We start from the raw sequence: 22,890 nt of genomic DNA on the forward strand, positions 1-22,890 counted from the left end.
GGATGAGCGATCCGTGCTCAGCATCCCCTATCGGCCACCGCAGCGATGCCGTTAGCCGCGAGCGGTCAGCCGTCGACGTCGAGGTAGACGGCGTCGGGATGCTGCTGCGGGATGCGGTCGAGGGCGTCGAGGTGCCCGCGAACGGTGTCGAGCTCGGTGCGCAGCTGCCGCGACCGGTCGGCCTGTGCGCGCACGACCGCCCGTGCCCGGTCTTGGAGATGCGCGGGGAGCGGGCCGAGCCCGGCGGGCGGATTCCACGGCAGGGCGCCGGTGGGGTCGCCGATCAGCTCCGCCTCGAGCCTGTCGAGCAGGTCGGCCCAGGTCACGCGGGGGCCGCTTCTGCCGCACCGTGCCATGCCTCGCGGAGCGGCGCGATGAGCTCGCGGCACTCGCGGGTGCGGTCGGCGTCGCGCCCGATGTTCGCCCCGATGAGCGTCCGGGTGATGTAGTCGTAGACGGCTCGGAGCGACGCCGACCCGCTCCAGCTGTCGTCGAGCGAGCCGGTGAGCTCGACGAGGATCCGCTGGGCGTGCTGCAGCTGGTCGTTGGCGGTCTGCCAGTCTCCCGATCGCTGCGCCGCCTCGCCGCGTTCGACGTCGAGCAGCAGTCGGTCGAACAGGAGGGTGACCAGGCGCGACGGGCTGGCCGAGAGGATCGTCTCTTCGCGGTAGCGCTGCTGGGCGCGGAGGGCGGCGTTCACTTCTTCGCCGCTCCCGACAGGGCCGACAGCTGCGACTCGAGGTACGACGACTGGGTCTGCAGCCGCGAGAGCATCGTCTCCATCGCGGCGTATGTGCGCTCGAGAGTCGCGCGCCGCTGTTCGAGCCGGAGGTCCCAGCGCGTCAGCTGCTCGCCGAGCATCTTCACCTCGGATTCCTGCCCCGTGATGCGGGTGGTGAGCAGGCCCTCGTACTTGTCGGAGTAGCGCTCCGCGACCTCCTGCACGCGGGCGGCGACGCCGGCGAAGACCTGCTGCACGCCGGCGGGGTCGTCGGCCAGGGCCTTCGTGAAGGCCTCTTCGTCGAAGCTCAGCGCGCCCCACCGGTCGACGCTCAGTCCCATGGTCGAGGGGGCGACCCCGTCGAGCGGCAGCTGCACGGCACCGGTGAGCGCCTGGTGGAGCGCGCGCACCGTGCTGTCGCCCGTGAAGACGCCCAGGGTCGTCTGCTGGCCGGGGGTCGTGGCGGCGGTCGCGGCCGACCCGCGGGCGATACCCGCCAGCAGCGTGCCGATCTGCGTGACGAAGGCCTTCGCGGCGGACGCGCTGCCCGCGGCGTCGGCCGACACGGTCACCGAGACCGGCGTAGCCGACGCGCGGCTCACCGTGACGTCGACGCCGGCGAACAGCGACGTGAAGGTGTTGCTCGCCGAGGTCACGGTCTGCTCCGCGGCGGTTCCCGCCCACAGGCGCACCTGGGCGTCCGCGCCTACCGTCACGATCGCCGATCCGGGCTCGGTGGCGAGATCGGTCGCCGAGCCCGCCGCGACGGACGCGGCGTCGCCGCGGAACACCTGGAACGCGTTGTCGGCGCCCGTCTCGGTCGCGGTGATCTGCAGACGCCACAGGGCCTGACCGTCCGCGTCGACGCCCGCCGACACCGCCGACGCGGTGATGCCGGTTCCGGTGGCGCTCAGGGCGTGGGCGATGTCGGCCGCAGCGCCCGACGTCGGTCGGACCTCGATCGGCTCGCCATCTGCGCCGAGCACCGTGAAGACGAGCGGGTCGTCCGTCGCGGAGCCGAACGGCCCCGTGACGACGCTCTGGGCCGTCGCGACGCGGTCGACGACGACATCGGCGCGCAGGACGGGTGCGCCCGCCGATGCCGTCACCGTCACGCTGTCGTCCGAGCTGGTCGCCGTGCGCTGCAGGAGTGCCGTCGGGGCGGCGGCATCCTTCGCCTTCGTCACCAGCGACTGCAGCGACGCATTGAGTGCCTGCAGCTGGGCGATGACGGCTTTGCGGTCGTCGGACTTCGCGCTGAGGATCGTGCGCGGAAGGCGCTCGACGTTCATGAGCGCGTCGATGATGGCCTTGGTGTCGAGATTCGAGGCGAGGCCGTCGATCGAGATCGCCATGTGCCCGTCCTGTCGGTCGTCGGTGCGGTCGCGTGCGCGCCGTCCCTTCGCTCTATCGACCGCGGAGACAGGACCGTAAGCCCAAGACGCGTCAGAGCGCGACGGATGCCGCCGGCGTCACGCCGCGGCCGGTGCGGGGCAGCATCGCGGTGATGCGGGCGAAGTACGCCTCGCGCGTCTCGACCGAGACCCGCGAGATGGGTTCGGCCTGCTCTTCGGCGGCGAACCGCTCGAGGGCGTCGCGGAGCAGCCGGATGGCCTCGGCGCGCTGCTGCGAGACCGCGGAGTGCGAGACGCCCAGCTCGGCGGCGATCTCCTTGACGGGACGCTCGTCGATGTAGACGGCCTGGACGATGGCCCGCATGCGCTCCGGCAGAGCAGCCACGGCGCGCTCGAGGACGTCGCGGCGCTCGCGCAGCACGGCGGCCTCGTCGGGGAGGACCATCGGGCTCGGCACCTCGAGCGCCGTCGCATCGTCGATGCTCGTGACCGTGCGCGCGGCGTCGTCGAGGGCTTCGACGACGGCGGCACGGGGCAGGCCCATCGTGGCGGCGATCTCGTCGACGCCGGCGACGCGGCCGAGGCGAGCGGTCAGGGTGTCGCGGACGGCCGTGGTCTCCTTGATGCGCTTGCGGATGCCGCGCGAGGCCCAGTCCATCGAGCGCATCTCGTCGGCGAACGCGCCGAGGATGCGTCGGCGTGCGTACGCGCCGAAGGGGACGCCGAGGGCGGGGTCGAATGCATCGGCGGCCGTCACGAGTGCCAGGGCGCCGACCGACGCCAGCTCCTCGAGGGGCACGTGCGTCGCCCGCGAGTGCAGATCCCGCGCCAGATAGCCCACGAGGGGCAGGTTCTCTTCGATGAGTCGATTGCGTTCCGCGTGACCGAGGATGTGCAAGGGGGCCTCTTTCGTGGCGTGCACCCGCTCCCGCGGCCCGAATTCGCGGAAGCCGTCACGCCGGCTGAGGCCATCATAAGCAAAATGAGAAAGATCTCATACGAAATCCTGAGGAGATGTAACGGGATCGACTCATCGGCCGATAGACGAGGATGATCGCTTCAGAACGGTTCGTCGGAAGAGCGAGTCGTTCGATGCGGTCCATGGGGGGCTGCTCAGGTAAGGGGGACACCTTGGGAGCTAACGAACTGTCGATGCAGCTGTGGCGCGAGCGCGAGCTGCTCGAGATGCTGATCTTCAAGCTCGAGGAGCAGCGCCTGCTGCTCGAGGCGGGGAACACGCGCTGGATCCATCTCGCATCGCGCGAGATCGAGCGCGTCCTGGAGGAGCTGCGCGAGTCGGGTCTCGGCCGCGACGTCGAGGTCGCCGCCGTCGCCCGCGAGTGGGGCGTGCCCGAGGCCGCCACGCTGTCGGAGCTGCTCGACTCGGCCCCGACCGGCACGTGGCGCGACGTCTTCGCCGAGCACCGCGCGGCGCTGACCGAACGCATGGCCGAGGTCTCGCAGCTCAAAGAGGCGAACGAGACGCACCTGCGCGCAGCGAGCCGCGCAGTGGACGAGACGCTCGCCGGACTCGAGTCCGGGACGGGCGAGTACACCACGGGCGGCGGGCGGATCCGCGAGGACACCGCGCGCATCGTCGACCGGGAGATGTGAGGACGCAGATGTCGACATTCAGCGGGTTGGGGACGGCCGCGAGCGCGCTCGCGGCGGCGCGGCGCGGCATGGATCTCGCGGGACAGAACGTCGCCAACCAGCTGACGCCCGGCTACACGCGGCAGCGGCTCGAGACGTCGGCGGTCGCGCCGCCCACGGGTGCGACCCGGTTCGGGCCGGTCGCCGGCCAGGGCGTCTCCGTCGACGGCATCGCGCGATTGGGCGATGCCGTGCTCGACGCGCGCGTTCGCGACACGCTGGCGGCATCCGGGTACTGGTCCGCTCGCGCGCAGGCAGCGGTGCGAGCCGAGGCCTCGCTCGCCGAACCGGGCAAGAACGGTCTGGCCGACCAGCTCTCGCAGCTGTGGACCGCGTGGCAGGACTTGTCGAACGCTCCCGACTCCACCGCTGCGGCCGCCGCGGTCGTGACGCGGGGCGAGACGCTCGTGGCGCGCATCGCCGACGGATACCGCTCCGTCGCCGAGCAGTGGTCGTCGGCGCGCGATGCCGCCGAGCTGACGGTCGATCAGATCAACGCAGCCGCCGCCGAGATCGCGGAGCTCAACGCCGGGATCCGCGAGGTCGGCGTCGCGGGCGGCTCGGCCAACGAGCTCATCGACCGCCGCAATCTGCTCGCGCAGACCGTCTCGCGGCTCTCCGGCGCCGTGGGGACGGTCGAGGCGGACGGCACCCTCACCCTGCGGGTCGACGGGAACGCGCTCGTCTCGGGCACGCGAGCCCGTGAGCTCGAGGTCACCGGACCCCGCTCGATCGGCGCGGGCGAGCCGGTCGTGCTCGCCTGGCGCGAGCCCGGCGCCCCGCCCGTCGGGGTCTCGAGCGGAGAGCTGGCCGGCACCCTGTCGGTGCTCGCGCCCGCCGACTCGGGGGGAGTGCTGGCCGGGCTGGCATCGTCGTACAACGATCTCGCGGCATCCCTCGCCGCCACCGTCAACGCTCAGCACCGGCTCGGGGCGACGGCGTCGGGCGCAGCAGGAGGAGACTTCTTCGCCCTCGCAGCCGACACGCCCGCCGCGCTCGGACTGAGCGTCGTGCCCCGCGGACGCGACGACCTGGCGATCGCCGCACCCGGCTCCGGCGCTCTCGACGGCGGCAACGCCGATGCGCTGTCGGGCATCGGGAAGCGCACCGACGGACCCGACGCGCTGTGGAGCGATGTCGTCTCGCGGCTCGCGGTCGCCACCGCCGCCGAGTCGGGACGGGCCGCGCGCGCCGAGACGACGGCGGTCGCCGCAGCGGCCGCGCAGCAGTCGGTCGCGGGCGTCGACAACGATGAGGAGACCATGAGCCTGCTGACCTATCAGACCGCCTACCAGGCGGCGGCGCGCGTGCTCACCGCCGTCGACGAAGCCCTCGACATCCTCATCAACCGCACCGGCCTCGTCGGCCGCTGACACCCGGAGCGCCATGATCAGCCGAGTCACATCGCAGACGCTCGCGCAGTCCGCCCTGCGGAACCTGCAGTCGGGCCTGAACGACCTCTCTCGCCTCCAGAACCAGGCGACCTCGCAGCGGGCTTTCGCCGCTCCGTCCGACGACCCGGCCGCCGCGTCGGCCGCGCTCGACCTCCACGCGGCCCAGCACCGCAACGCCCAGTACGCCCGCAACATCGGCGACGGCCTCACCTGGGTCACCACGGTCGACAACGCCATCTCGGCGTCGACATCGCTGCTCGGACGAGCCCGTGACCTCACGCTGCGCGGCGCGAACTCGGGGGCGCTCGACGCCAACGCGCGCGAGGCGATCGCGCTCGAGCTCGAGACCATCGCCGACGAGCTGTTCGCCCAGGCGAACACGACGCTGCTCGGACGCTCGGTCTTCGCCGGCACCACCGAGGGCAGCGCCTTCGCCGACGATTTCACGTTCGCGGGGGTGCCGGGTAGCGAGGTGCGCCGGCGCGTCGCCGACGGCGAGACGGTGCGCGTCGACGCGAGCGGCGCGGAGGTGTTCGGGTCGGGCGACGGCTCGGTCTTCGCCCTGATCGGATCGATCGTCGCCGATCTGCGGGGCGGAGCCGACGTGCGGGGCCGCATCGACCAGATCGACGACCGCATGAACGCGATGCTGGGGGTGCAGGGCACGGTGGGGGCGAGGCAGAATCAGATCATGCGAGCCAAAGACGCGGCGGCCGACGCGACGGTGTCCCTCGAAGCGCAGCGCGCGGCGGTCGAGGACATCGACACCGTCGAGGTGCTCGTCGCCCTGAAGTCGCAGGAGCTCGTCTACCAGTCCGCGCTCGCCGTCACCGCCCGGGTGATGCAGCCGACGCTGATGGACTTCCTCCGATGAGCGCCCTCGAGTTCGTGACGCCGCCGCCCGGACTGTCTCCGCACACGACCTTCGCCCTCGACGAGGTGGCGGGTGGTGGAGGCCTCTACACGCTGACGGCCGCCGACGATCCCGGGGTGCGGCTGTTCGCGGTCGATCCGGGTGCCGTCGTCGACGACTACGCGCCCACGCTCTCCGACGCGCACGCCGCCGACCTGGGGCTGACCGAGCCGGCCGATGCCCGGGTGCTCGTGGTGGCGCGGATGACGGACGAGGGCATCGGCGTGAACCTCCTCGCACCCGTCGTGATCAACCGGCGCACCGGCGTCGCGGCACAGGTCATCCTCGAGGGCCAGGACCTGCCCGTCCGTGCGCTGTTGAGCTGAGGCCGGGCCGGATTCAGGCCACCGCGCGCGCCGAGGCGGCGTGCGGGAGCGACGGCGCCGACACGGCGGCATCCGCGTCGATCGCTGCGAGGTAGCGCGGCTTGTGGCCCGTGCGGATCCCGGTCGCGCTGGGCTTGTTCTCGTAGACGCCCGCGGCCCAGTTGCCCTCGACGAGCACCGGTCCGGTCGGCGAGACCGCGATGTCCCAGCCGACGTAGCGCACCTGCGGCACGACGCGCGCGAGCCGGTCGACGAACTCGAGCACCTCGTCGAGCATCGGCAGGCGGAAATCGGCGATGCGGATGCCGCTGTCGGGATGCGTGGGGTACACGCGGTCGTTCGAGTCGTAGCCGTCGCCCGTGGCGCGCCCGGTCTCGTCGAGCATCGCGTAGAACCCGCCGAAGGCGTTCTGGTCGCTGACGGCTCCGCGGCCGAACTTCTGGGCCATTGCAAGCACGTGCGTTCGCTCGCCGTCGAAGTAGGTCGTCACGCGTGTGGTGTTGACGGTGCCGGCGCAGAGGGCTGCGAGCTCGTCGTGTTGGCGGATGACCTCTTCGATGAGCGTCTCGCCGCGTTCGAGCAGTCCGCGGTGGAACCGCGACCAGTCGGTGACGTCGCGGGCGAGGTAGCGGTGCACGCCGAGGCCAGCGCGTCCCATCGGCTCCTTCGTCACGATCGTGCCGTGGCGCAGCGCGAAGGCGCGCACGTCGTCGGCGTTGTCGGCGGTCACGACCAGCCACTCGCGCTGCAGGTACGGGGCGAAGGTGTCGTTGAAGGCGATCTTGTCGTGGAAGAGGTGCCGGTACGCCGGATCGTCGAACCGCACCGCGAGGCGGTGCGAGACGGGGCTCGTCATGTAGGTCGCGCGCTCGGCGCGGGTGAGCATCGCGAAGTCGTAGTCGATGTAGTCCTGGAACCCGACGCCGCGCACCCCGGCCTGCCAGAGCATGTCGACGACGACCCCGAGCGTGCTGCGGCCGTGCCGCTGCCCGGCCCGGCGTGCGCGGGCGACGAGGCTGCTCGGGTTCACGCGGCGCGCCCGCTCCCACAGGAAGGGGAGTCCGGGCGTCAGGGTTCGGGGGAATGTCATCGGGTTCCTCGTCAGTTCTCTCAGGCGCGTTCCCGCGGTGCGCCCGCGACGGCGATGGGTCCTGCGTCGGGCGGCGCAGGACCCACCGTCGCGAGGCTTACCGGAGCAGCTGGAGCACGCCCTGGTTGGCCTGGTTCGCCTGCGCGAGCATGGCGGTGCCCGCCTGCGACAGGATGTTCGCCGCGGTGTACTTGACCATCTCGGCGGCCATGTCGGTGTCGCGGATGCGGCTGTTGGCCGCCGACAGGTTCTCCGCCGACACGTTCAGGCTGTTGATGGCCGACTCGAAGCGGTTCTGCGATGCACCGAGGCTCGACCGGGCGGTCGAGATCGCGTTGATCGCGGTGTCGATCGTGTCGACCGTGCCGCGTGCGGCCGCGTTGTCGGTGATCACGAAGCCGGCGCCGACGGCGGTGCCGTCTGCCGAGGCGAGCGTGCCGACGGCGGTCGCGACGTCGGCCAGGTCGATCGTGATCGCGTCGTTCTCGGTGCCGCCTGCGCCGACCTGGAACGTCAGCTCCCCGCCCTTGAGCAGGTCGATGCCGTTGAAGTTGGTCGACTCGGCGATACGGCGCAGCTCGAGGCTGAGCTCACCGGCCTCCTTGGTGATGGCGGCGCGCGAGTTGTCGTTGTTCGAGCCGTTGCCGCCCTGGACAGCCAGGTCGCGCATGCGCTGGAGGATCGAGTGGACCTCCGTCAGGGCGCCTTCCGCGGTCTGGATGACCGAGATGCCGTCCTGAGCGTTGCGCGAAGCCACGTTGAGCCCGTTGACCTGAGACTTCAGGCCTTCCGAGATCGCGAGGCCGGCGGCGTCGTCCGCAGCGCGGTTGATGCGCAGACCGCTCGAGAGCTTCTCGAGCGACTTCGACACATCGTTCTGCGTGCTGGACAGGTTGCGGTACGCGTTGAGCGCGCCCACGTTGGTGGCGATCTGCATTCCCATGGTTCATTCCTCCGTGATTGGGATGAGCGGGAGCCCGTCCTGGGCTCCCGGAGTCCGTCCGTGGACTCCTGGATGCCTCTATCGACCGCTCATCGTCATCGGTTAGGCGGGTACGCTGACCCGGTGAGCCTGCTCGAGATCCGTGGTGCCGCACTGCGGCGTTCCGGGCGTGAGCTGTGGAGCGGGCTCGACCTCACCGTCGAGCCGGGCGAGCTCATCGCGGTCCTCGGCCCGAGTGGTTCGGGCAAGACGACGCTGCTGCGCGCGATCCTCGGGCTCGAGCGGTTGAGCGAGGGATCGATCACGGCGCTCGGCCGACCGGTCAAGCACAAGGGCAACCGGTCGATCGGCTACCTGCCGCAGGCGCGCCCACTGCCACGCGACACCGCGCTGCGCGCCCGCGACCTCATCGCCCTCGGCGTCGACGGGCACCGATTCGGCCTTCCGCTGCCGCACCGGCGCGACCGTGAACGGGTCGACCGCCTGCTCGACGGTGTGGGGGCGACGGCGTTCGCCGACCGCCCGGTGGGCGTGCTGTCGGGTGGGGAGCAGCAGCGTCTGCGCGTGGGGCAGGCCCTCGCCGACGATCCGCAGCTGTTGCTGTGCGACGAGCCGCTGACGAGTCTCGATCTGGCGAACCAGCAGGCCGTGGTCGGGCTCATCGACCAGCATCGGCGCTCGGGTGCCGGGGTGCTGCTCGTGACGCACGACATCAACCCGGTGCTCGGCAAGGTCGACCGCATCCTCTACATCGCGAACGGCCGCTTCACGCTCGGCACCCCGAAGGAGGTGCTGACCTCGCCCGTCCTCACCGACCTGTACGGTGCCCCGGTCTTCGTGCTGCGCGCCGGCGACCGGCTGGTCGTCGTCGGCGCCCCGGACGCCGACGCCTCGCACCACCACCACGACCACGGAGACCACGCATGAACTGGGCCGATGTCTGGGATGCGATGTTCGGCGGCCTCCCCGTCTACGGCGACATCCTCGCGCTCGTGCAGAACTCGGTGTGGGCGGGAGCCGTCCTCGGCCTCGTGGGCGGGCTCATCGGCGTCTTCGTGCTGCAGCGCGACATGGCCTTCGCCGTGCACGGCATCAGCGAGCTCTCCTTCGCGGGCGCCGCCGCCGCGCTGCTGATCGGGGTCGATGTGGTGACGGGATCCATCGTCGGGTCGATGATCGCCGCCGCCCTCATCGGGTGGCTCGGCTCGCGGGCGCGCGACCGCAACTCGATCATCGGCGTCCTCATGCCGTTCGGCCTCGGCCTCGGCATCCTCTTCCTCTCGCTCTACGACGGCCGCAGCGCCAACCGCTTCAGCCTGCTGACCGGTCAGATCGTGTCGGTGCAGTCGGGTCAGCTCGGATGGCTGATCGGCATCGGAGCGTTCGTGCTCATCGCCCTCCTGCTGATCTGGCGCCCCCTGCGCTTCGACTCGCTCGATCCGCAGTCCGCCGCGGCGCGCGGCGTGCCCACCGTCGCGGTGTCGCTCGGGTTCATGCTGCTGCTCGGGCTCATCGTCGCCGTCGCGGTGCACATCATCGGCGCGCTGCTCGTGATGGCGCTGCTCGTCACGCCCGCCGCCGCGGCCGTGCGGGTCGCGACCGGGCCCCTTGCGGTGCCGCTGCTGGCCGCCCTGTTCGGCGTGGTGTCGGCGGTGGGCGGCATCCTGCTGGCCGTTGCCGGAACGCTGCCGGTGAGTCCCTACATCACCACGATCTCGTTCACGATCTACCTGGTGTGCCGCATCGTCGGCGCCCGCCGTGGCCGGGTCCTGCGCACCCAGCCGATGCCGAGGCGCGCCGAGTAGACTCGCCGCCATGGCTCAGCGGAACACCTGGCAGCGCGAGCGCGTGCGCACGGCGCTGTCCGATGCCCGCGGGTTCGTCTCGGCGCAGGACCTCCACGCGTCGCTGCGCGACGACAACACCGGCATCGGGTTGGCGACGGTCTACCGAGCCCTCGCGACCCTGGCCGCCTCGGGCGAGGCCGACCAGCTGCAGAGCCCCGACGGCGAGGCCATCTACCGCGCCTGCTCGAGCGACGGGCATCACCATCATCTGATCTGCCGATCCTGCGGCCTGACGGTCGAGATCCAGGCCTCGGATGTCGAGGAGTGGGCGCACCGCACCGCCGCCGCCAACGGTTTCACGCAGGCCGAGCACATCGTCGACATCTTCGGCGTCTGCGCCGCGTGCTCCGCGGCCCGAGCCGATGAGAAGCGTGGCGGGGCCTAAGACCGCACGGCTCGCGCCATCTCCCGCGACGCGTTCGGCCGTCGCGCTCGGGATCGGTGCGGCCGTCGTCGCCGTTCTCGTCGCGGTAGCCGCGCTCACCCCCGGGCCGTCCCTGCCGACGCGGGCTCAGGACGGCGTCACGCTCGGACTGAGCGTGCTCATCGAGTCGCTGCCGTTCGTCCTGCTCGGCGTCGTGCTGTCGATCGTCGTGCAGGTGTGGGTGCCGCCGGGAGTGATCGAACGCTGGATGCCGCGGCGCGCCTGGGCCCGCCGCGCCGTGCTGTCGCTGCTGGGGATGCTCATCCCGGTCTGCGAGTGCGGCAACCTGCCGTTTGCGCGAGGCCTCATGATCCGCGGGTTCTCGGTGCCCGAGACGATGACCTTCCTCATCGCGGCGCCGATCGTGAACCCCATCGTCATCATCACGACCCACCAGGCGTTCGGGTTCGACGACGGCATCCTGATCGCCCGGCTGCTCGGCGGGTACGTCGTCGCGAACCTGATCGGTTGGCTGTACTCGCGGCATCCCGATCCCGACGGCCTGCTGACCGATCGTTTCCTGGCGGCGTGCGAGCTCGCGGCCGAGGATCCGGGCGGCAAGGGGCGCCGCAGCCTCGCGCAGTTCGTCGTCGAGCTGCGAGCCGTCATGCCGGCCCTCGTCCTCGGTTCGGCGATCGCCGGCGCCGTGCAGGTGCTGGTGCCGCGCGACACACTGCTCGCGATCGGGTCGAACCCGGCGCTGTCGATCCTCGCGATGATCCTGCTCGCGATGATCGTGTCGATCTGCTCCAACGTCGACTCGTTCTTCGCTCTGTCGTTCGCGTCGACCTTCACCCCCGGGTCGATCGTGGCGTTCCTGCTCGTCGGCCCGCTCGTCGACGTGAAGATGCTCGCGCTCATGCGCACGACGTTCCGCAGTCGCGTGCTCGTCGGGCTCGTCGTGATCGTCGTGCTCTTCGCGATCGCCGTCGGAGGGATGGTGAATCTCTTTGCCTAAGTCATCGGCCCTGCTGACCCGCCTGTTCGGAGTCGGGCTCGCCGCCGCGCTCGCGGCCATCACCGTCACCCTCGCCGTCACGGGCCGGATCGGGCTCTACATCAACCCGGAGTCGGCCTGGTTCGCCGTCGGGATGTCGGTGCTCGGGCTGATCGGGACCGTCGTGAGCTTCGCGCTGCCGCTCGGCGCCGAGGCCGATCACGGACACGACCACGGCGAGCTGCACGGGCACGGCCACGGGCATGGTCACGCTGCCGCGCCGCACGAGCATCAGGACGCCTATAGCGATCCTGCGCCCGCTGCCCCGGCCACGCCCTCGGACGCACTGCCGACCCCGGCGCCGACCTCCCGTCGCGACGCCCGCGCCGCGGCGCTCGCCGGCGACACCGCCGCCCTCGCCGGCGACACCGCCGCGCCCGGTGCCGCCGTCGCGCCGGTGCGCCCGCGCCCCGATTGGCGTCTCGTGCTGGGCTCCGCGGCCGCGGGGACGGGCGGGCTGCTCGCGACGGGCATCGTCGCGGTGGCGCTCGTGACGCCACCGGCGACTCTGTCGGCCGAGCTCGCGATGTCGCGTGACACCGGCACGCCGCCGCTGTTCCAGGGCGCCGACACGGTCGCCCTTGCGACGACCGGCGACACGTCGTCGTTCGGTGTCGGCGAGTGGGCGAGCGTCTTCGCGACGGCGACGAACCCGGAGGCGTTCGAGGGCGACGAGATCAGCCTGACCGGTTTCGTGACGCCGTCGAGCTCGGGGGGCTTCGGACTGACCCGGCTCGTCATCACCCACTGCGTCATCGATGCTCAGCCCGCGAGCATCCCGATCGGGGAGGCCTCCGACATCCCCGCGACGGGGGAGTGGGTGACCGTCACCGGCGTGATCCGCGACCGCGACGGCACCCTCGTCGTCGAGGCCATCGGGGTGCAGACCGTCGACGAGCCCGAGGACCCCTATGAGTACTGACGGGACGGCCCGGACCTCGCGGCGCGGGCGGACGCGCATGCGCCGTTCGCGACGGTTCGTCGTCGCGATGGTCGCGGTCGTGGGGGCTCTCGCCCTCGTCGGCGGCGCCAGCGCCGTGCTGACGACGGTGCAGGGGCCGCGTGCGACGTCGACGAGCGTCGACCCGCAGGCCGGGATCGAATCGGCGGGATCGCGCCTGATCGTGACGACGACGCAGTCGCTCGAGGAGATCGATCCGGCGCAGGTGCACATCGAGCCGGCCGCGGACTTCACCGTCGACACGTCGGGGCGCCAGATCGGCATCCGGTTCACTCTGCCGCTGCGTGACGCGACCGACTACACCGTTCGGATCGACGGCGTCCAGGGTCTGGGCGGGGGTCCGGCCGCGACGATCGAGGAGTCGTTCTCGACGCCGGCGCTGGAGACCTACATCCTGCAGCGCGGTGGCGCCGAGGACACCATCTTCCGCACGGGGCTCGACGGCGAGGACGCGGTGCCCGTGTTCGCGGATCCGCACATCGAGGACTTCCGGGCGACATCGACCCATCTCGCGATCGTGACCGCCGACGACGAGGGTGTGTCGACGCTCGTCGTCACGGACCGTGAGGGCCAGGGGCGGCGCGAGCTCGCGCTGCCCGGACGCGGCTTCGTCACCAACCTGCAGACCGCCGATCGCGGCGATCTGATCGGCTACACGTATACCGACGCGGGAATCGGCTCGGGGGGCGGTCTCGAGAGCGCGTTGTTCACGGCGTCGCTCACCGAAGCCAGCGCCGATGACGAGCCGGCGCAGCTGCAGTTCGGGGGCGGAGACGCGCGCATCGATGACTGGCGGTTCGTGCCGGGGACGGATGCCGTGCTCCTGCTCGGCTTCGACGGGGCCCTGACACTCGTCTCGGCGGCCGGGGGCGAGCCCGTCTCGCTCGGCAATGCGATCACGATCGACGGCATCGCCCGTGGCTCGACGGAAGCCATCGTGCAGCGCGCGACCGGGCTTGTCGCGATCGACCTCGCCACCGCGGAGGAGCGGCCGTTGAGCGCCGCGGACGCCGCAGCCGGCGAGACCCAGTCGGTCACGGCGCTGCCCGGCAACGCGGACGAGACGCTGCGTGTGCTCTCGCGGCTCGACGGCTTCACGGTGCTGTCGACGTCGGCTGCGGTCGTGGGCGCCGACGGCGCGACGCGTGACGTGTTCACGGTCGCCCCGGAGAATCTGCTGCTGCACACGTGCGTGTCGCCGAGCAGCCGGTACGCCGCGTTCCTCATCGCGCCCGATGCGGTCTCGAACCCGTACGACGCGTATGCGCTGCCGCTGCCCGAACGCGTGCAGACCCACATCGTCGACCTCGGCACCGGCGAGGAGGTATCGGCTCTCAGCGGGTTCGACATCTCGTGGTGCCAGAGCGCGCCGCGGCCATGAGCGCCGGCGATGACGTCGTGCCGCCGGGTTTCCATCCGGCGACGAGGGAGGAGCTCGCGCACCTTCCGGTGCAGGTTGCCCCCCGGCTGCTGGGTGGCCTCCTCGAGGTCGTGGTGGATGGGGCGCGGGTCGTCGCTCGGCTGACCGAGGTCGAGGCCTACCACGGACGTGACACGGGCGACCTGCCCGACCCCGGATCGCACGCGCGGATGGGACAGACCGCGCGCAACGCCACCATGTGGGGCGAGCCCGGGCATCTGTACGTCTACCTCAGTCACGGCATCCATTCCTGCGTCAATGTCGTCTGCGGTCCGTCAGGCGTCGCGGGTGGTGTGCTGCTGCGCGCGGCGGAGATCGTCGAGGGCGCGGATGTCGCCCACGGGCGGCGTGCCGCCGCCCGGACGCACCGCGATCTCGCTCGCGGGCCCGGACGGCTCGGCGAGGCCCTCGGCCTCCGGCATCCGGTGCACGACGGCATCGACGCCGTCGCGCCGGTCGAGCGGGACGGCGCCGTAGCTCGCCTGCTGCTCCGGGACGTCCCGGAGCCCGACGTTCTGACCGGCCCGCGAGTGGGAGTCGCGGGAGTCGCGGGAACCGACGCGTTCCCGTGGCGGTTCTGGATCGCCGGTGACCCGACGGTCTCGCCGTTCCGATGGGGTCGCGGCGCCGCCGAGGCAGCGTTGCGCGGCCGCTGACACTCGATCGCCCCGCCGACCCGCCGCCCCGCCGCCCCGCCGACCCGACACGAATGGTCTTGTCGGGGCCGGATACGGCGCCGTTCGCGTCGGTTCGCGGGGCAGGGAGGGGAAGGAGCCGTCAGTCCCAGCGTTCGACGACGGCGAGGTCGCCGGCGACGGCTCCGCCGCGGCGCGCCTCCGCGAGTGTCGCGAGCGCATCCGGACTGTCGACGAAATGGAGCGCGCACGGGCCCACCGCCCGCTGCCAGTCGTCGGCGAAGGCGCGGATCCGCGGCCCCGACATGCCGAACGCCGAGGGCACCGGCAAGAACTGAGCCGGGCTCGATCGCGATGCGCGCTTCAGCAGCCATCGCACGATCGGGGTCCGCCCGCCGGCATCCACCTGCAGCAGGAATCGCGGCGTCCGCACCGGACCGAGCAGCTCCGCCATCGCTCCGGCGAAGGCGTGCTGCTCGGCGAGAGAGGCGTTCCGCAGGTGCAGCTCGAACTGCTGGATGCCGCCGGCATCCGCCGGTCGCTCGACGATCACCTCGGCTGCCGCGGCCTCGCTCAGGCGCCCGGAACGCTGCAATGCGGCCACGACGACGCCCGCGATGCGGCGGTACAGCTCCGGCGCTTCGGCATGCGCACGCCGGGAGCGCCACCAGGCGCGGGCGATCGGCATGCCCACGGCGAGGGCGGTGACCAGCCCCGCCGCTCCGGCCGCGAGCTCCGCGAATCCCGCCGCGCCCGCGCCGCCCGCCGCGCCCGCGCCGCCCGCGATCATGAGAGCGAGCGACGCCGTGGTGACGACGCCTGCGGCGGCGGTTCCGGCTCCGAGCGCGGCATCCGCTCGTCCCCGCGTCCGGAACGTCGGCTCGCCCCTGCGCGGCGCGACGGTCGCGTCGATCGACTCCCGGTCGAGGTAGTCCTCGCCGACGCGCCACAGCGCGCGCGTGCGCTCGCGCGCCTCGACCACCGTCAGCGCATCGAGGTCGTGCGCCGCGGGGCGGCCCGACGCGAGCAGGCGGCGCTGATCGGCCGTCAGCACACCGGGGAGGCCGCGGATGATGCGACGAGGATCGTCGCGGTGCACACCCCAGAGGCGCTCGTGCTTGCGCCGCAGCCGCGACAGGTCGGGGGACGCGTCGATCGGCGACGACGGCGGCAACATCGCCGTCACGGTCCAGATGTGCGCGACCTTCTCCGGCCAGCCCGGATCCAGCCGCAGTGCGCGCCCGCGCAACTGCTGGGTCGCGGGTGCTGTCGCCACCGACGACAGGTCGATGAGCGTGTTGACGGCCGGGCAGTCCCACCCCTCGCCGAAGAGCCCGCGCGTTCCGACGATGACGTCGAGTTCGCCGCGCGCCAACAGGATCGAGGCGGCGCGGACGAAACCCGCGGCGCCGACACCCGGTGCCGAGATCTCGGACACGCCCGGATCGTCGGGCACCGCGACTACCGCGATCGTCGGCGGCGATCCGCTCTCGGGGGCGAGAGCGGCCGCCCACGCCGCGGACAACGCCTCGACGTGACGCGTCGCGATGCGCGTCGTCGATCCGGTGACCAGGGCGCAGCGCAGGTCGGCGGTCGCGGCATCCGTCACGAGGACGTCGAAGGTCCGCACCGCGCCCGCCCGCCCGATCAGTCCGCCATGGCGGTTGCCGTGCTCGCTGAAGTCCGAGACGACGAGGGCGCGCAGACGCGAGCCGACCCGGTCTCGTTCGAGCCGCAGGATGTCGCAGACTGCTCGGTCCTTCGACAGCGACGATGCCAGCATCGTGTCGATCGGATCGCGCGTGCGGCGCAGGCCCCGGTCGGTCAGCGAGAAACCGAAGTCGGCGAGGGTCGCCCGGATCCGCTCCCACCGTTCCCGGGCGGCCGGATCGGGGAGGATGCGGTCGAGCGCGAACCGCCCCAGGAGCCGCAGCGACTCCTCGGTCGTCGGCGTGCGCTGCGCCGCGGCCGGAAGGCGCTCGACGAGCGGATGATCCGGATGGACGGTCGCGAGCATCGCCGCGGCAGCCTCGGATCCGGCGAAGTCGTCGGCGAACGCGCGCGACAGCCGGACGTCCACGCGGTCGTTCCGCGCACCGCGCGCGGGCGGGGCGGGAGGCGGTACGAGGGGCGCAGCTGCCATGCCGCCGCCGCCCGCGCCTGCGTCATCTGCGTCGGATGCCGCGTCGCCGACAGCATCCGGCGTCGGTTGCAGCATCCTCACGAGGTGATCGGCGCCGTCGCCGTGCGCGAAGGTCGAGCGGAGGAGCAGCCCGAGGCCCATCGCTGCTCCCGACAGGAATGCGAGCTCGTCGGACGTCGGCTCGACGAATCGTACGTGCTCGCGGAAGGGGGCGAGGTTGCCCTCGCGGACGACCGCGGGGATCGGAACCTCGTAGTCGACGTTCCCCAGAAGCGACGTGTAGTTGTCGTAGGCGTCGCCGTCGTCGGCAGAGGGGAGCGTGGCGGTCAGGCCGATGACGAGCGGGGAACGTCCGGCCGCGCGCAGCCGTGCCACGAGCGCCGCGACCACGAGCGCCCAATGGTCGAGCAGATGATGGCACTCGTCGAGCACGACCGTGTCGACGCCGTGATCGACGAGGCGCTCGATCAGCGCGCGAGCATTCGGATGCAGCGCGCGCGACAGCGCATCCGGGTCCTCCTGAGCGATGCGGCGTCGCAGTGTGCGGGAACGCCGCGCGATGCCGGCTGCGTACGCGCGGCGGTTGCCCGAGCGGAGAGCGTCGAGCCAGGCGGATGCCGCATCCGTCGACCGGCCGTCGCTCTCGAGCTCGAGCCGCCAGCGCTCGTGCGCCAGCGCGGCGAGGGGATTCTCGCCGTCGAGCACGCTCAGCGACTGGTAGGTCAGGGCGGTCAGCTCGCTCGGGGCCTCGCCGGCGGTCGAGACATCGGCGGCGTCCGGCGCCAGGCGCCGCGCCTCGGCGGCCCATTGCTCGCGAATCGTGATCGTCGGGGCGAGGACGAGCGTCCGCGTCCCGCGTCGCATCGCGAGCAGGAGGCCGAGAAGCGTCTTGCCCGAGCCCGGCGGCGCGACGATGTGCAGCGGCCCGGGGCCGGAGGCGTCCACGCGTTCGAGTGCATCAGCCTGGTAGTGCCGCAGCCGGCCCTCGAACCGCCATCGCCCGAGGGGAACATCGGCCTCCGGCGACATAGCGGCAGTATGTCAGACGGCACCGACGCGGCATCCCGGGCAGCCGGCGGCCCCGACCGCGGTCAAGGCGACACGCCGTCGCGTGCTAGACTGACTGTTTGTCTGCGCGCACTCCAGCACGCAGTACGTACCCACTCCCCATCACAGGCCCGAAACGGCCGGGTGGAGCGCGGGTGCAGACAAGGGATCTTGGGTGGCACCGTCCGGTGTCACGGTACTAAGGAGAATCACTATGGCAGCAGTGTGCCAGGTGACCGGAGCAGTTCCCGGCTTCGGTCACAACATCTCGCACTCGCACCGCCGGACGAAGCGCCGCTTCGACCCGAACGTGCAGAAGAAGACCTACTACGTTCCTTCGCTCGGTCGCAAGATCACGCTGAACGTGTCGGCTAAGGGCATCAAGGTCATCGACGCCCGCGGCATCGAGTCGGTCGTGAAGGACCTGATCGCGAAGGGTGTGAAGCTCTAATGGCGAAGAAGGCTCAGGACGTCCGTCCGATCATCAAGCTCCGTTCGACCGCCGGTACGGGGTACACCTATGTGACGCGCAAGAACCGTCGCAACAACCCCGACCGCATCGTGCTGAAGAAGTACGACCCGGTGATCCGCAAGCACGTCGAATTCCGAGAGGAGCGCTGATCTCATGGCTAAGAAGAGCAAGATCGCGCGCAACAACCAGCGTGAAGAGGTCGTCGCCCGCTACGCCGAGAAGCGTGCCGAGCTGAAGAAGACCCTCGTCGACCCGAACGCGACCGACGAGGCCCGCGAGGCCGCCCGCGTCGGCCTGCAGAAGCTCCCGCGCAACGCGTCGCCGGTTCGCGTCCGCAAGCGCGACGCGATCGACGGTCGCCCCCGTGGCCACCTCTCGAAGTTCGGCATCTCGCGCGTCCGCTTCCGCGACATGGCACACAAGGGCGAGCTGCCCGGTGTGACCAAGTCGAGCTGGTAAGCGGCCTGCAACACAGCGCCGAAGCCCCCGCCCCGATTCGTCGGGACGGGGGCTTCGTCGTTCCCACCGCCTGCGCTCGGGACGGGTATGCGCGGCAACGGCTACGGTCGGAGCATGGACATCAGCTCGATGATCATGGGTGGCGCGATCGCGTCGGTGATGTGGATCGTCTTCGTGCCCTGGTCGAAGCTCCGGCGGTTGCGAGAGCTCGATGAACGCACCGAGCTCGACGAACGCACCGAGCGCGCGGACGGAGACTGACCATGCCGTTGGATCCCTTCTTCGCGGAGCGGCTGCGCACGCACCGGCGCTACCTCCTGCGGCAGGCCTGGCGATCGGTCACGTCCGCGGTGGCCGATCGGATGCCGCGAACCCCGCGATCCCCCGCCGCGGAGGGCGTACCGGGAACCGCCCCCACCTCAGCCCCCAGCCCGGCCCCCACGCCCACCCCCGCGAAGCCCGCGGGCAAGCGCCCGCTCACGCCGCGCGAGCGTCACCGCAAGGCCGCGCTCGCCTGGGACCGCCAGGAGCTCCGGACGGTCGGCACACCGGGCCCCGAGATCGCCACGTCCGAGCACGTCGTCCCGGTGCCCGGCTACCCCGACGTGCGTGTGCGGGTCTACCGCCCCACCACGCTCGTTGCGGGCGAGCCGGCCCCCGCGTGCCTCGTGATCGGCGGTGGCGCTTTCCGTATCGGCGGCATCGACTACCCGACGGCGGATGCCGCGTGCCGGCGCCGTGCCGAGGCATCCGGTGTCGTCCTCGTCGCGGTCGACTACTCGCTGGCGCCCGAGCACCGCTATCCGACCCAGATCGAGCAGGCGTACGCGGCGTGGCGGTGGCTCCACGACGAGGCGGGGGCGCTCGGCATCGATCCGGACCGGGTGGGCATCTCGGGGTCGTCGGCGGGTGGCAACATCGCGGCCGTCCTGACGCTCATGAACCGCGATCGGGCGCGCCTCCCCGTCGCCGTGCAGATCCTCGAGGTGCCGGTGACCGACCTCACGGGGAGGTTCATCGATCTGCGCGCGACCTACGCCCTCGGCATCCCCGCGTTCATCGCCGTGCGCGAGCTCGTCTCGGTCGCCCGCACGTATCTCGGCGACCGCTCGCGGGCGCGCGAGTCCTACGCTTCGCCGATGCGTGCCGATTCGCTCGCCGACCTTCCGCCGGCGGTGATCCTGACGGCGGAGTACGACCCGCTGCGCAGCGACGGAGCGGCCTACGCCGCCAAGCTGCGCCGCGCCGGGGTGGAGGCGAGCGCGACCCGGTACCTCGGGGTCACGCATGACACCCCTATCTTCGTCGGAGCGCTCCCCGCGGCGCGCCGGTGGGAGGCCGAGGTCGTCTCAGCACTGCGCCGGATCTGACCGTCGCGCCGACCCCGGCGACCCCGCGCGGACGTCACATTCGTCCCATGCGCCCCGAAAACGGGCGACACGCCGGGTGAAAGCGCCCCTGGAAGCCGGTAAATCCGCGAAATTCCGCGGAATCCGCGTATATTCGGGACCGGTCGAACGACCAACCGCGGGACGCGAGTCCCCGGGAACCACCCACGCTGTCGGCGGCGCGTCCGTCGTCCGCCGTCTGGAGGACAACCCTATGGCTGACAAGTCCATCACCAAGACCGAGCTCGTCGCGAGCATCGCCAGCGCCACCGGTCAGAGCCAGGCCGCCGTCTCGGGCGTGCTCGACTCGCTCTTCACGACCGTCTCCGAGGCCGTCGCCAAGGGCAGCAAGGTCTCGATCCCGGGCTGGATCGCCTTCGAGCAGGTCGACACCGCCGCTCGCACCGGCCGCAACCCGCAGACCGGCGAGGAGATCAAGATCGCCGCGGGCAAGCGCGTCAAGGTGACCGCCGGCTCGAAGCTGAAGGCCGCCGTCAAGTAATCGACGACGATTCACCGGAGGGGGATGCCGTACGGCATCCCCCTCCGTCGTCCCCCTGCCCTGCCCTGCCCCGCCCCGCCCCGCCCCGCTTCTCGAGGTCCCACTTGAGCCGGAAACCCGGCCGACATACCCGGCCCGAATGGGACCTCGCGGCTCAGCCGCTGAGGGGCTGAGGGGCTGAGAGGCCTGGGGCGCCCGGCCGCCGTAGGCTGGTGGGGTGGAATCCCGAGCGCAGCGTCTCGCCGGACCGGCGATCCTCGCTGTGTCGGCTCTCATCGTCGTCCTCATCGGCCTCGCGGCCGGCGGCGGCGCCGCCCCGCTGCAGCTGCTCGACCCCGGACCCCTCGTCCGGTGGGGTCTGCCGGTCATCAAGCTCGTCGTCAACCTCGCGGCGGCGGGCATGGTCGGATCCCTCGTCGTGGCGCTGTTCGCCCTGCGCGCGGGCGAGCGCCCGTTCGACACGGCCCTCGACGCCGCCTCGATCTCCGCGGCGATCTTCACCGTCGCGAGCGCGGGTACCGCGTTCTTCACCTTCCTCAACCTGTTGGGCGCGGCTCCCAGCGCCAGCGCGGAGTTCGGTCAGCAGCTCGGCCGATTCCTCGTCGACACCGAGGCCGGGCGCGCCTGGCTGCTGACGACGATCGCCGGCGCCGTGCTCACGGTGCTCACCTTCGCCGTCCGCGGCTGGACCTCGACGCTCATCGTCGGCATCCTCGCGGCGGCATCCCTCATCCCGATGGCGACGCAGGGCCACTCGGGCGAAGAGGCCAACCACAACATCGCGGTCACCGCGCTGGCGCTGCACATCGTCGCCGCGGCGGTCTGGCTCGGCGGCCTGCTGCTGCTCGTCATCATCCGGCCCGTCGTCGACCGGGCCGACATGGTCGCGATCGTGTCGCGCTACTCGAGCATCGCGCTCGTGGCCTTCATCGTGGTCGCGGTCTCGGGAACGGTCCGCGCCGCCGTCGCGATCCTCTCGCCGGCCAACCTGTTCTCGCCGTACGGGGCGCTGCTGCTGGTGAAGGTCGTCGCCCTCATCGCGATGGGCATCCTCGGCGCCTCGTATCGCGGACGGCTCATCTCCAAGCTCGCCTCATCGGGCGCGGCGCGGGTGTTCTGGCTGCTCGTCACCGTCGAGATCGTCTTCATGGGCATCGCGAGCGGAGCGGCCGCCGCGCTCGCGCGCACGCCGCCGCCCGTCGACACGACCCTCCCCGAGCAGCAGACCCCGGCCCAGATCCTGACCGGCACGGTCCTGCCTCCCGAGCTGACGATCGACCGCTGGTTCACGATGTGGGATGTCGATCTGCTCTGGGTCTTCGCCGTCGGGTTCGGCCTGTTCTTCTACCTCGCCGGTGTCCGGCGTCTGCGCAAGCGCGGCGACCGCTGGCCGATCTACCGGACGGCGCTGTGGGTCTTCGGCCTGCTCCTGCTGCTGTGGGTCACGAGCGGGCCCATCAACGCCTACCAGGACTACCTCTTCAGCCTGCACATGGTCGGGCACATGCTGCTGTCGATGGCGATCCCGCTGTGCCTCGTGGCGGGGGCGCCCGTGACGCTGGCCGCCCGCGCCATCCGCAAGCGCGACGACGGGTCGCGCGGTGGACGCGAGTGGATCCTCTGGGCCGTTCACACCCCGTTCTCGCGCGTCGTCACGCATCCGGCGTTCGCGTCGATCATGTTCATCGGCTCGCTGTGGGTGTTCTACTACACCGATCTGTTCCGCTGGTCGCTGTACGACCACATCGGACACGAGTGGATGGTCGTCCACTTCCTCATCTCGGGCTACCTGTTCGTGCTGTCGCTCATCGGCATCGACCCGGTGCCCTACCGCCTGCCGTATCCGTTCCGTCTGCTCACGCTCATCGCGGTCATGGCGATGCACGCCTTCTTCGGCATCGCGATCATGATGTCGTCGGGGATGTTCGCCGCGGAGTGGTTCGGATCGATGGGCCGAACGTGGGGGCCGACGCCGCTCGAGGACCAGTACATCGGCGGCGGCGTCGCCTGGTCGGTGGGGGAGATCCCCACCCTGATCCTCGCGATCACGGTGGCGATCCAGTGGAGCCGATCGGATGACCGGATGCAGCGCCGCCGCGACCGTCAGGTCGACCGTGCCGGCGACACCGAGCTCGAGGAGTACAACGAGCGCCTCGCCGAGCTCGCGCGCCGCGACGCCGCGCGGAGCCGCTGACCCCGC

Annotated in this window: 25 protein-coding genes; 18 read left to right on the forward strand and 7 right to left on the reverse strand. The window is 71.5% G+C overall.

What is annotated here, in order from left to right; all coding sequences use genetic code 11:
- Positions 1-65: 65 nt before the first annotated feature.
- From C3481_RS12695 to C3481_RS12710, 4 genes are all read right to left on the reverse strand, one after another.
- A complete protein-coding gene (locus C3481_RS12695) occupies positions 66-326 on the reverse strand; it encodes a hypothetical protein (protein WP_064955572.1) in 261 nt (86 codons plus the stop codon).
- Positions 323-700 (reverse strand): flagellar export chaperone FliS, encoded by a 378-nt coding sequence (fliS, locus tag C3481_RS12700; protein WP_023953678.1) that lies wholly within the window; start codon positions 698-700, stop codon positions 323-325. The genes C3481_RS12695 and fliS overlap by 4 nt, the downstream gene beginning before the upstream one ends.
- Positions 697-2,076, reverse strand: coding sequence for a flagellar filament capping protein FliD (fliD, locus tag C3481_RS12705; RefSeq protein WP_064955573.1), 1,380 nt, complete (start codon positions 2,074-2,076; stop codon positions 697-699). Before fliD ends, fliS begins: the two co-directional genes overlap by 4 nt.
- A gap of 91 nt (positions 2,077-2,167) precedes the next feature.
- Positions 2,168-2,968 carry a sigma-70 family RNA polymerase sigma factor gene (locus C3481_RS12710; protein ID WP_036305568.1) on the reverse strand — a complete coding sequence of 267 codons (801 nt, stop codon included), beginning with the start codon at positions 2,966-2,968 and terminating at the stop codon, positions 2,168-2,170.
- Between the two features lie 239 nt (positions 2,969-3,207).
- Here C3481_RS12710 and flgN point away from each other — a divergent pair, with 239 nt between their 5' ends.
- From flgN to C3481_RS12730, 4 genes are read left to right on the forward strand one after another with little or no spacing between them, the layout of a single operon-like run.
- A complete protein-coding gene (flgN, locus tag C3481_RS12715) occupies positions 3,208-3,690 on the forward strand; it encodes a flagellar export chaperone FlgN (protein WP_103842642.1) in 483 nt (160 codons plus the stop codon).
- An 8-nt stretch (positions 3,691-3,698) separates the two neighbouring features.
- On the forward strand, positions 3,699-5,102 hold the full coding sequence (gene flgK / locus C3481_RS12720; protein WP_088381053.1) for a flagellar hook-associated protein FlgK: 1,404 nt from the start codon (positions 3,699-3,701) through the stop codon (positions 5,100-5,102).
- Positions 5,103-5,115: 13 nt separating this feature from the next.
- A complete protein-coding gene (locus C3481_RS12725; RefSeq protein WP_071918945.1) occupies positions 5,116-5,997 on the forward strand; it encodes a flagellin in 882 nt (293 codons plus the stop codon).
- A complete protein-coding gene (locus C3481_RS12730; RefSeq protein ID WP_023953684.1) occupies positions 5,994-6,362 on the forward strand; it encodes a flagellar assembly protein FliW in 369 nt (122 codons plus the stop codon). The genes C3481_RS12725 and C3481_RS12730 overlap by 4 nt, the downstream gene beginning before the upstream one ends.
- A 13-nt stretch (positions 6,363-6,375) precedes the next feature.
- On the opposite strand, the gene C3481_RS12735 is transcribed toward C3481_RS12730, so the two are convergent.
- Positions 6,376-7,452, reverse strand: coding sequence for a sugar-transfer associated ATP-grasp domain-containing protein (locus C3481_RS12735; RefSeq protein WP_103842644.1), 1,077 nt, complete (start codon positions 7,450-7,452; stop codon positions 6,376-6,378).
- Between the two features lie 97 nt (positions 7,453-7,549).
- The gene (locus tag C3481_RS12740) at positions 7,550-8,395 is read right to left on the reverse strand and encodes a flagellin (protein WP_023953686.1); all 846 of its coding nucleotides are present in this window, start codon (positions 8,393-8,395) and stop codon (positions 7,550-7,552) included.
- Between the two features lie 72 nt (positions 8,396-8,467).
- On the opposite strand from C3481_RS12740, the gene C3481_RS12745 reads away from it, so the two are divergent.
- From C3481_RS12745 to C3481_RS12775, 7 genes are read left to right on the forward strand one after another with little or no spacing between them, the layout of a single operon-like run.
- Positions 8,468-9,322 carry a metal ABC transporter ATP-binding protein gene (locus tag C3481_RS12745; protein ID WP_103842776.1) on the forward strand — a complete coding sequence of 285 codons (855 nt, stop codon included), beginning with the start codon at positions 8,468-8,470 and terminating at the stop codon, positions 9,320-9,322.
- Positions 9,319-10,200: a metal ABC transporter permease gene (locus C3481_RS12750; protein WP_071918947.1), complete on the forward strand. Its 882-nt coding sequence runs from the start codon at positions 9,319-9,321 to the stop codon at positions 10,198-10,200. The genes C3481_RS12745 and C3481_RS12750 overlap by 4 nt, the downstream gene beginning before the upstream one ends.
- Before the next feature lie 10 nt (positions 10,201-10,210).
- Positions 10,211-10,627, forward strand: a complete 417-nt coding sequence (locus C3481_RS12755) for a Fur family transcriptional regulator (protein ID WP_023953689.1) — start codon at positions 10,211-10,213, stop codon at positions 10,625-10,627.
- Positions 10,605-11,624: a permease gene (locus C3481_RS12760; protein ID WP_103842646.1), complete on the forward strand. Its 1,020-nt coding sequence runs from the start codon at positions 10,605-10,607 to the stop codon at positions 11,622-11,624. Before C3481_RS12755 ends, C3481_RS12760 begins: the two co-directional genes overlap by 23 nt.
- Positions 11,617-12,585, forward strand: coding sequence for a DUF1980 domain-containing protein (locus tag C3481_RS12765; RefSeq protein WP_103842648.1), 969 nt, complete (start codon positions 11,617-11,619; stop codon positions 12,583-12,585). Before C3481_RS12760 ends, C3481_RS12765 begins: the two co-directional genes overlap by 8 nt.
- A 37-nt stretch (positions 12,586-12,622) precedes the next feature.
- On the forward strand, positions 12,623-14,005 hold the full coding sequence (locus C3481_RS12770; RefSeq protein ID WP_258039118.1) for a hypothetical protein: 1,383 nt from the start codon (positions 12,623-12,625) through the stop codon (positions 14,003-14,005).
- Entirely contained in the window at positions 14,002-14,700 is a 699-nt protein-coding gene (locus tag C3481_RS12775; RefSeq protein WP_064955795.1) for a DNA-3-methyladenine glycosylase, read from the forward strand. Before C3481_RS12770 ends, C3481_RS12775 begins: the two co-directional genes overlap by 4 nt.
- Before the next feature lie 121 nt (positions 14,701-14,821).
- On the opposite strand, the gene C3481_RS12780 is transcribed toward C3481_RS12775, so the two are convergent.
- On the reverse strand, positions 14,822-17,851 hold the full coding sequence (locus C3481_RS12780) for a DEAD/DEAH box helicase family protein (protein WP_103842652.1): 3,030 nt from the start codon (positions 17,849-17,851) through the stop codon (positions 14,822-14,824).
- Positions 17,852-18,083: 232 nt separating this feature from the next.
- On the opposite strand from C3481_RS12780, the gene rpmB reads away from it, so the two are divergent.
- From rpmB to C3481_RS12810, 7 genes are all read left to right on the forward strand, one after another.
- Positions 18,084-18,320 (forward strand): 50S ribosomal protein L28, encoded by a 237-nt coding sequence (gene rpmB, locus C3481_RS12785; RefSeq protein WP_005051771.1) that lies wholly within the window; start codon positions 18,084-18,086, stop codon positions 18,318-18,320.
- Positions 18,320-18,490: a 50S ribosomal protein L33 gene (gene rpmG / locus C3481_RS12790; protein ID WP_005051772.1), complete on the forward strand. Its 171-nt coding sequence runs from the start codon at positions 18,320-18,322 to the stop codon at positions 18,488-18,490. Before rpmB ends, rpmG begins: the two co-directional genes overlap by 1 nt.
- A 4-nt stretch (positions 18,491-18,494) precedes the next feature.
- Complete coding sequence (gene rpsN, locus C3481_RS12795; protein WP_023953697.1) at positions 18,495-18,800, forward strand: 30S ribosomal protein S14; 306 nt, start codon at positions 18,495-18,497, stop codon at positions 18,798-18,800.
- A gap of 114 nt (positions 18,801-18,914) precedes the next feature.
- On the forward strand, positions 18,915-19,061 hold the full coding sequence (locus tag C3481_RS16545) for a hypothetical protein (protein ID WP_157118127.1): 147 nt from the start codon (positions 18,915-18,917) through the stop codon (positions 19,059-19,061).
- A gap of 2 nt (positions 19,062-19,063) precedes the next feature.
- Positions 19,064-20,170, forward strand: coding sequence for an alpha/beta hydrolase (locus tag C3481_RS12800; RefSeq protein WP_103842654.1), 1,107 nt, complete (start codon positions 19,064-19,066; stop codon positions 20,168-20,170).
- Positions 20,171-20,402: 232 nt separating this feature from the next.
- Positions 20,403-20,690: an HU family DNA-binding protein gene (locus tag C3481_RS12805; RefSeq protein ID WP_036304753.1), complete on the forward strand. Its 288-nt coding sequence runs from the start codon at positions 20,403-20,405 to the stop codon at positions 20,688-20,690.
- A 217-nt stretch (positions 20,691-20,907) separates the two neighbouring features.
- Positions 20,908-22,884 (forward strand): cytochrome c oxidase assembly protein, encoded by a 1,977-nt coding sequence (locus C3481_RS12810; RefSeq protein ID WP_064955756.1) that lies wholly within the window; start codon positions 20,908-20,910, stop codon positions 22,882-22,884.
- Positions 22,885-22,890: the final 6 nt, after the last annotated feature.

The organism is Microbacterium sp. Ru50 (assembly GCF_002920555.1).
In the GTDB taxonomy this organism is placed as follows: domain Bacteria; phylum Actinomycetota; class Actinomycetes; order Actinomycetales; family Microbacteriaceae; genus Microbacterium; species Microbacterium arborescens.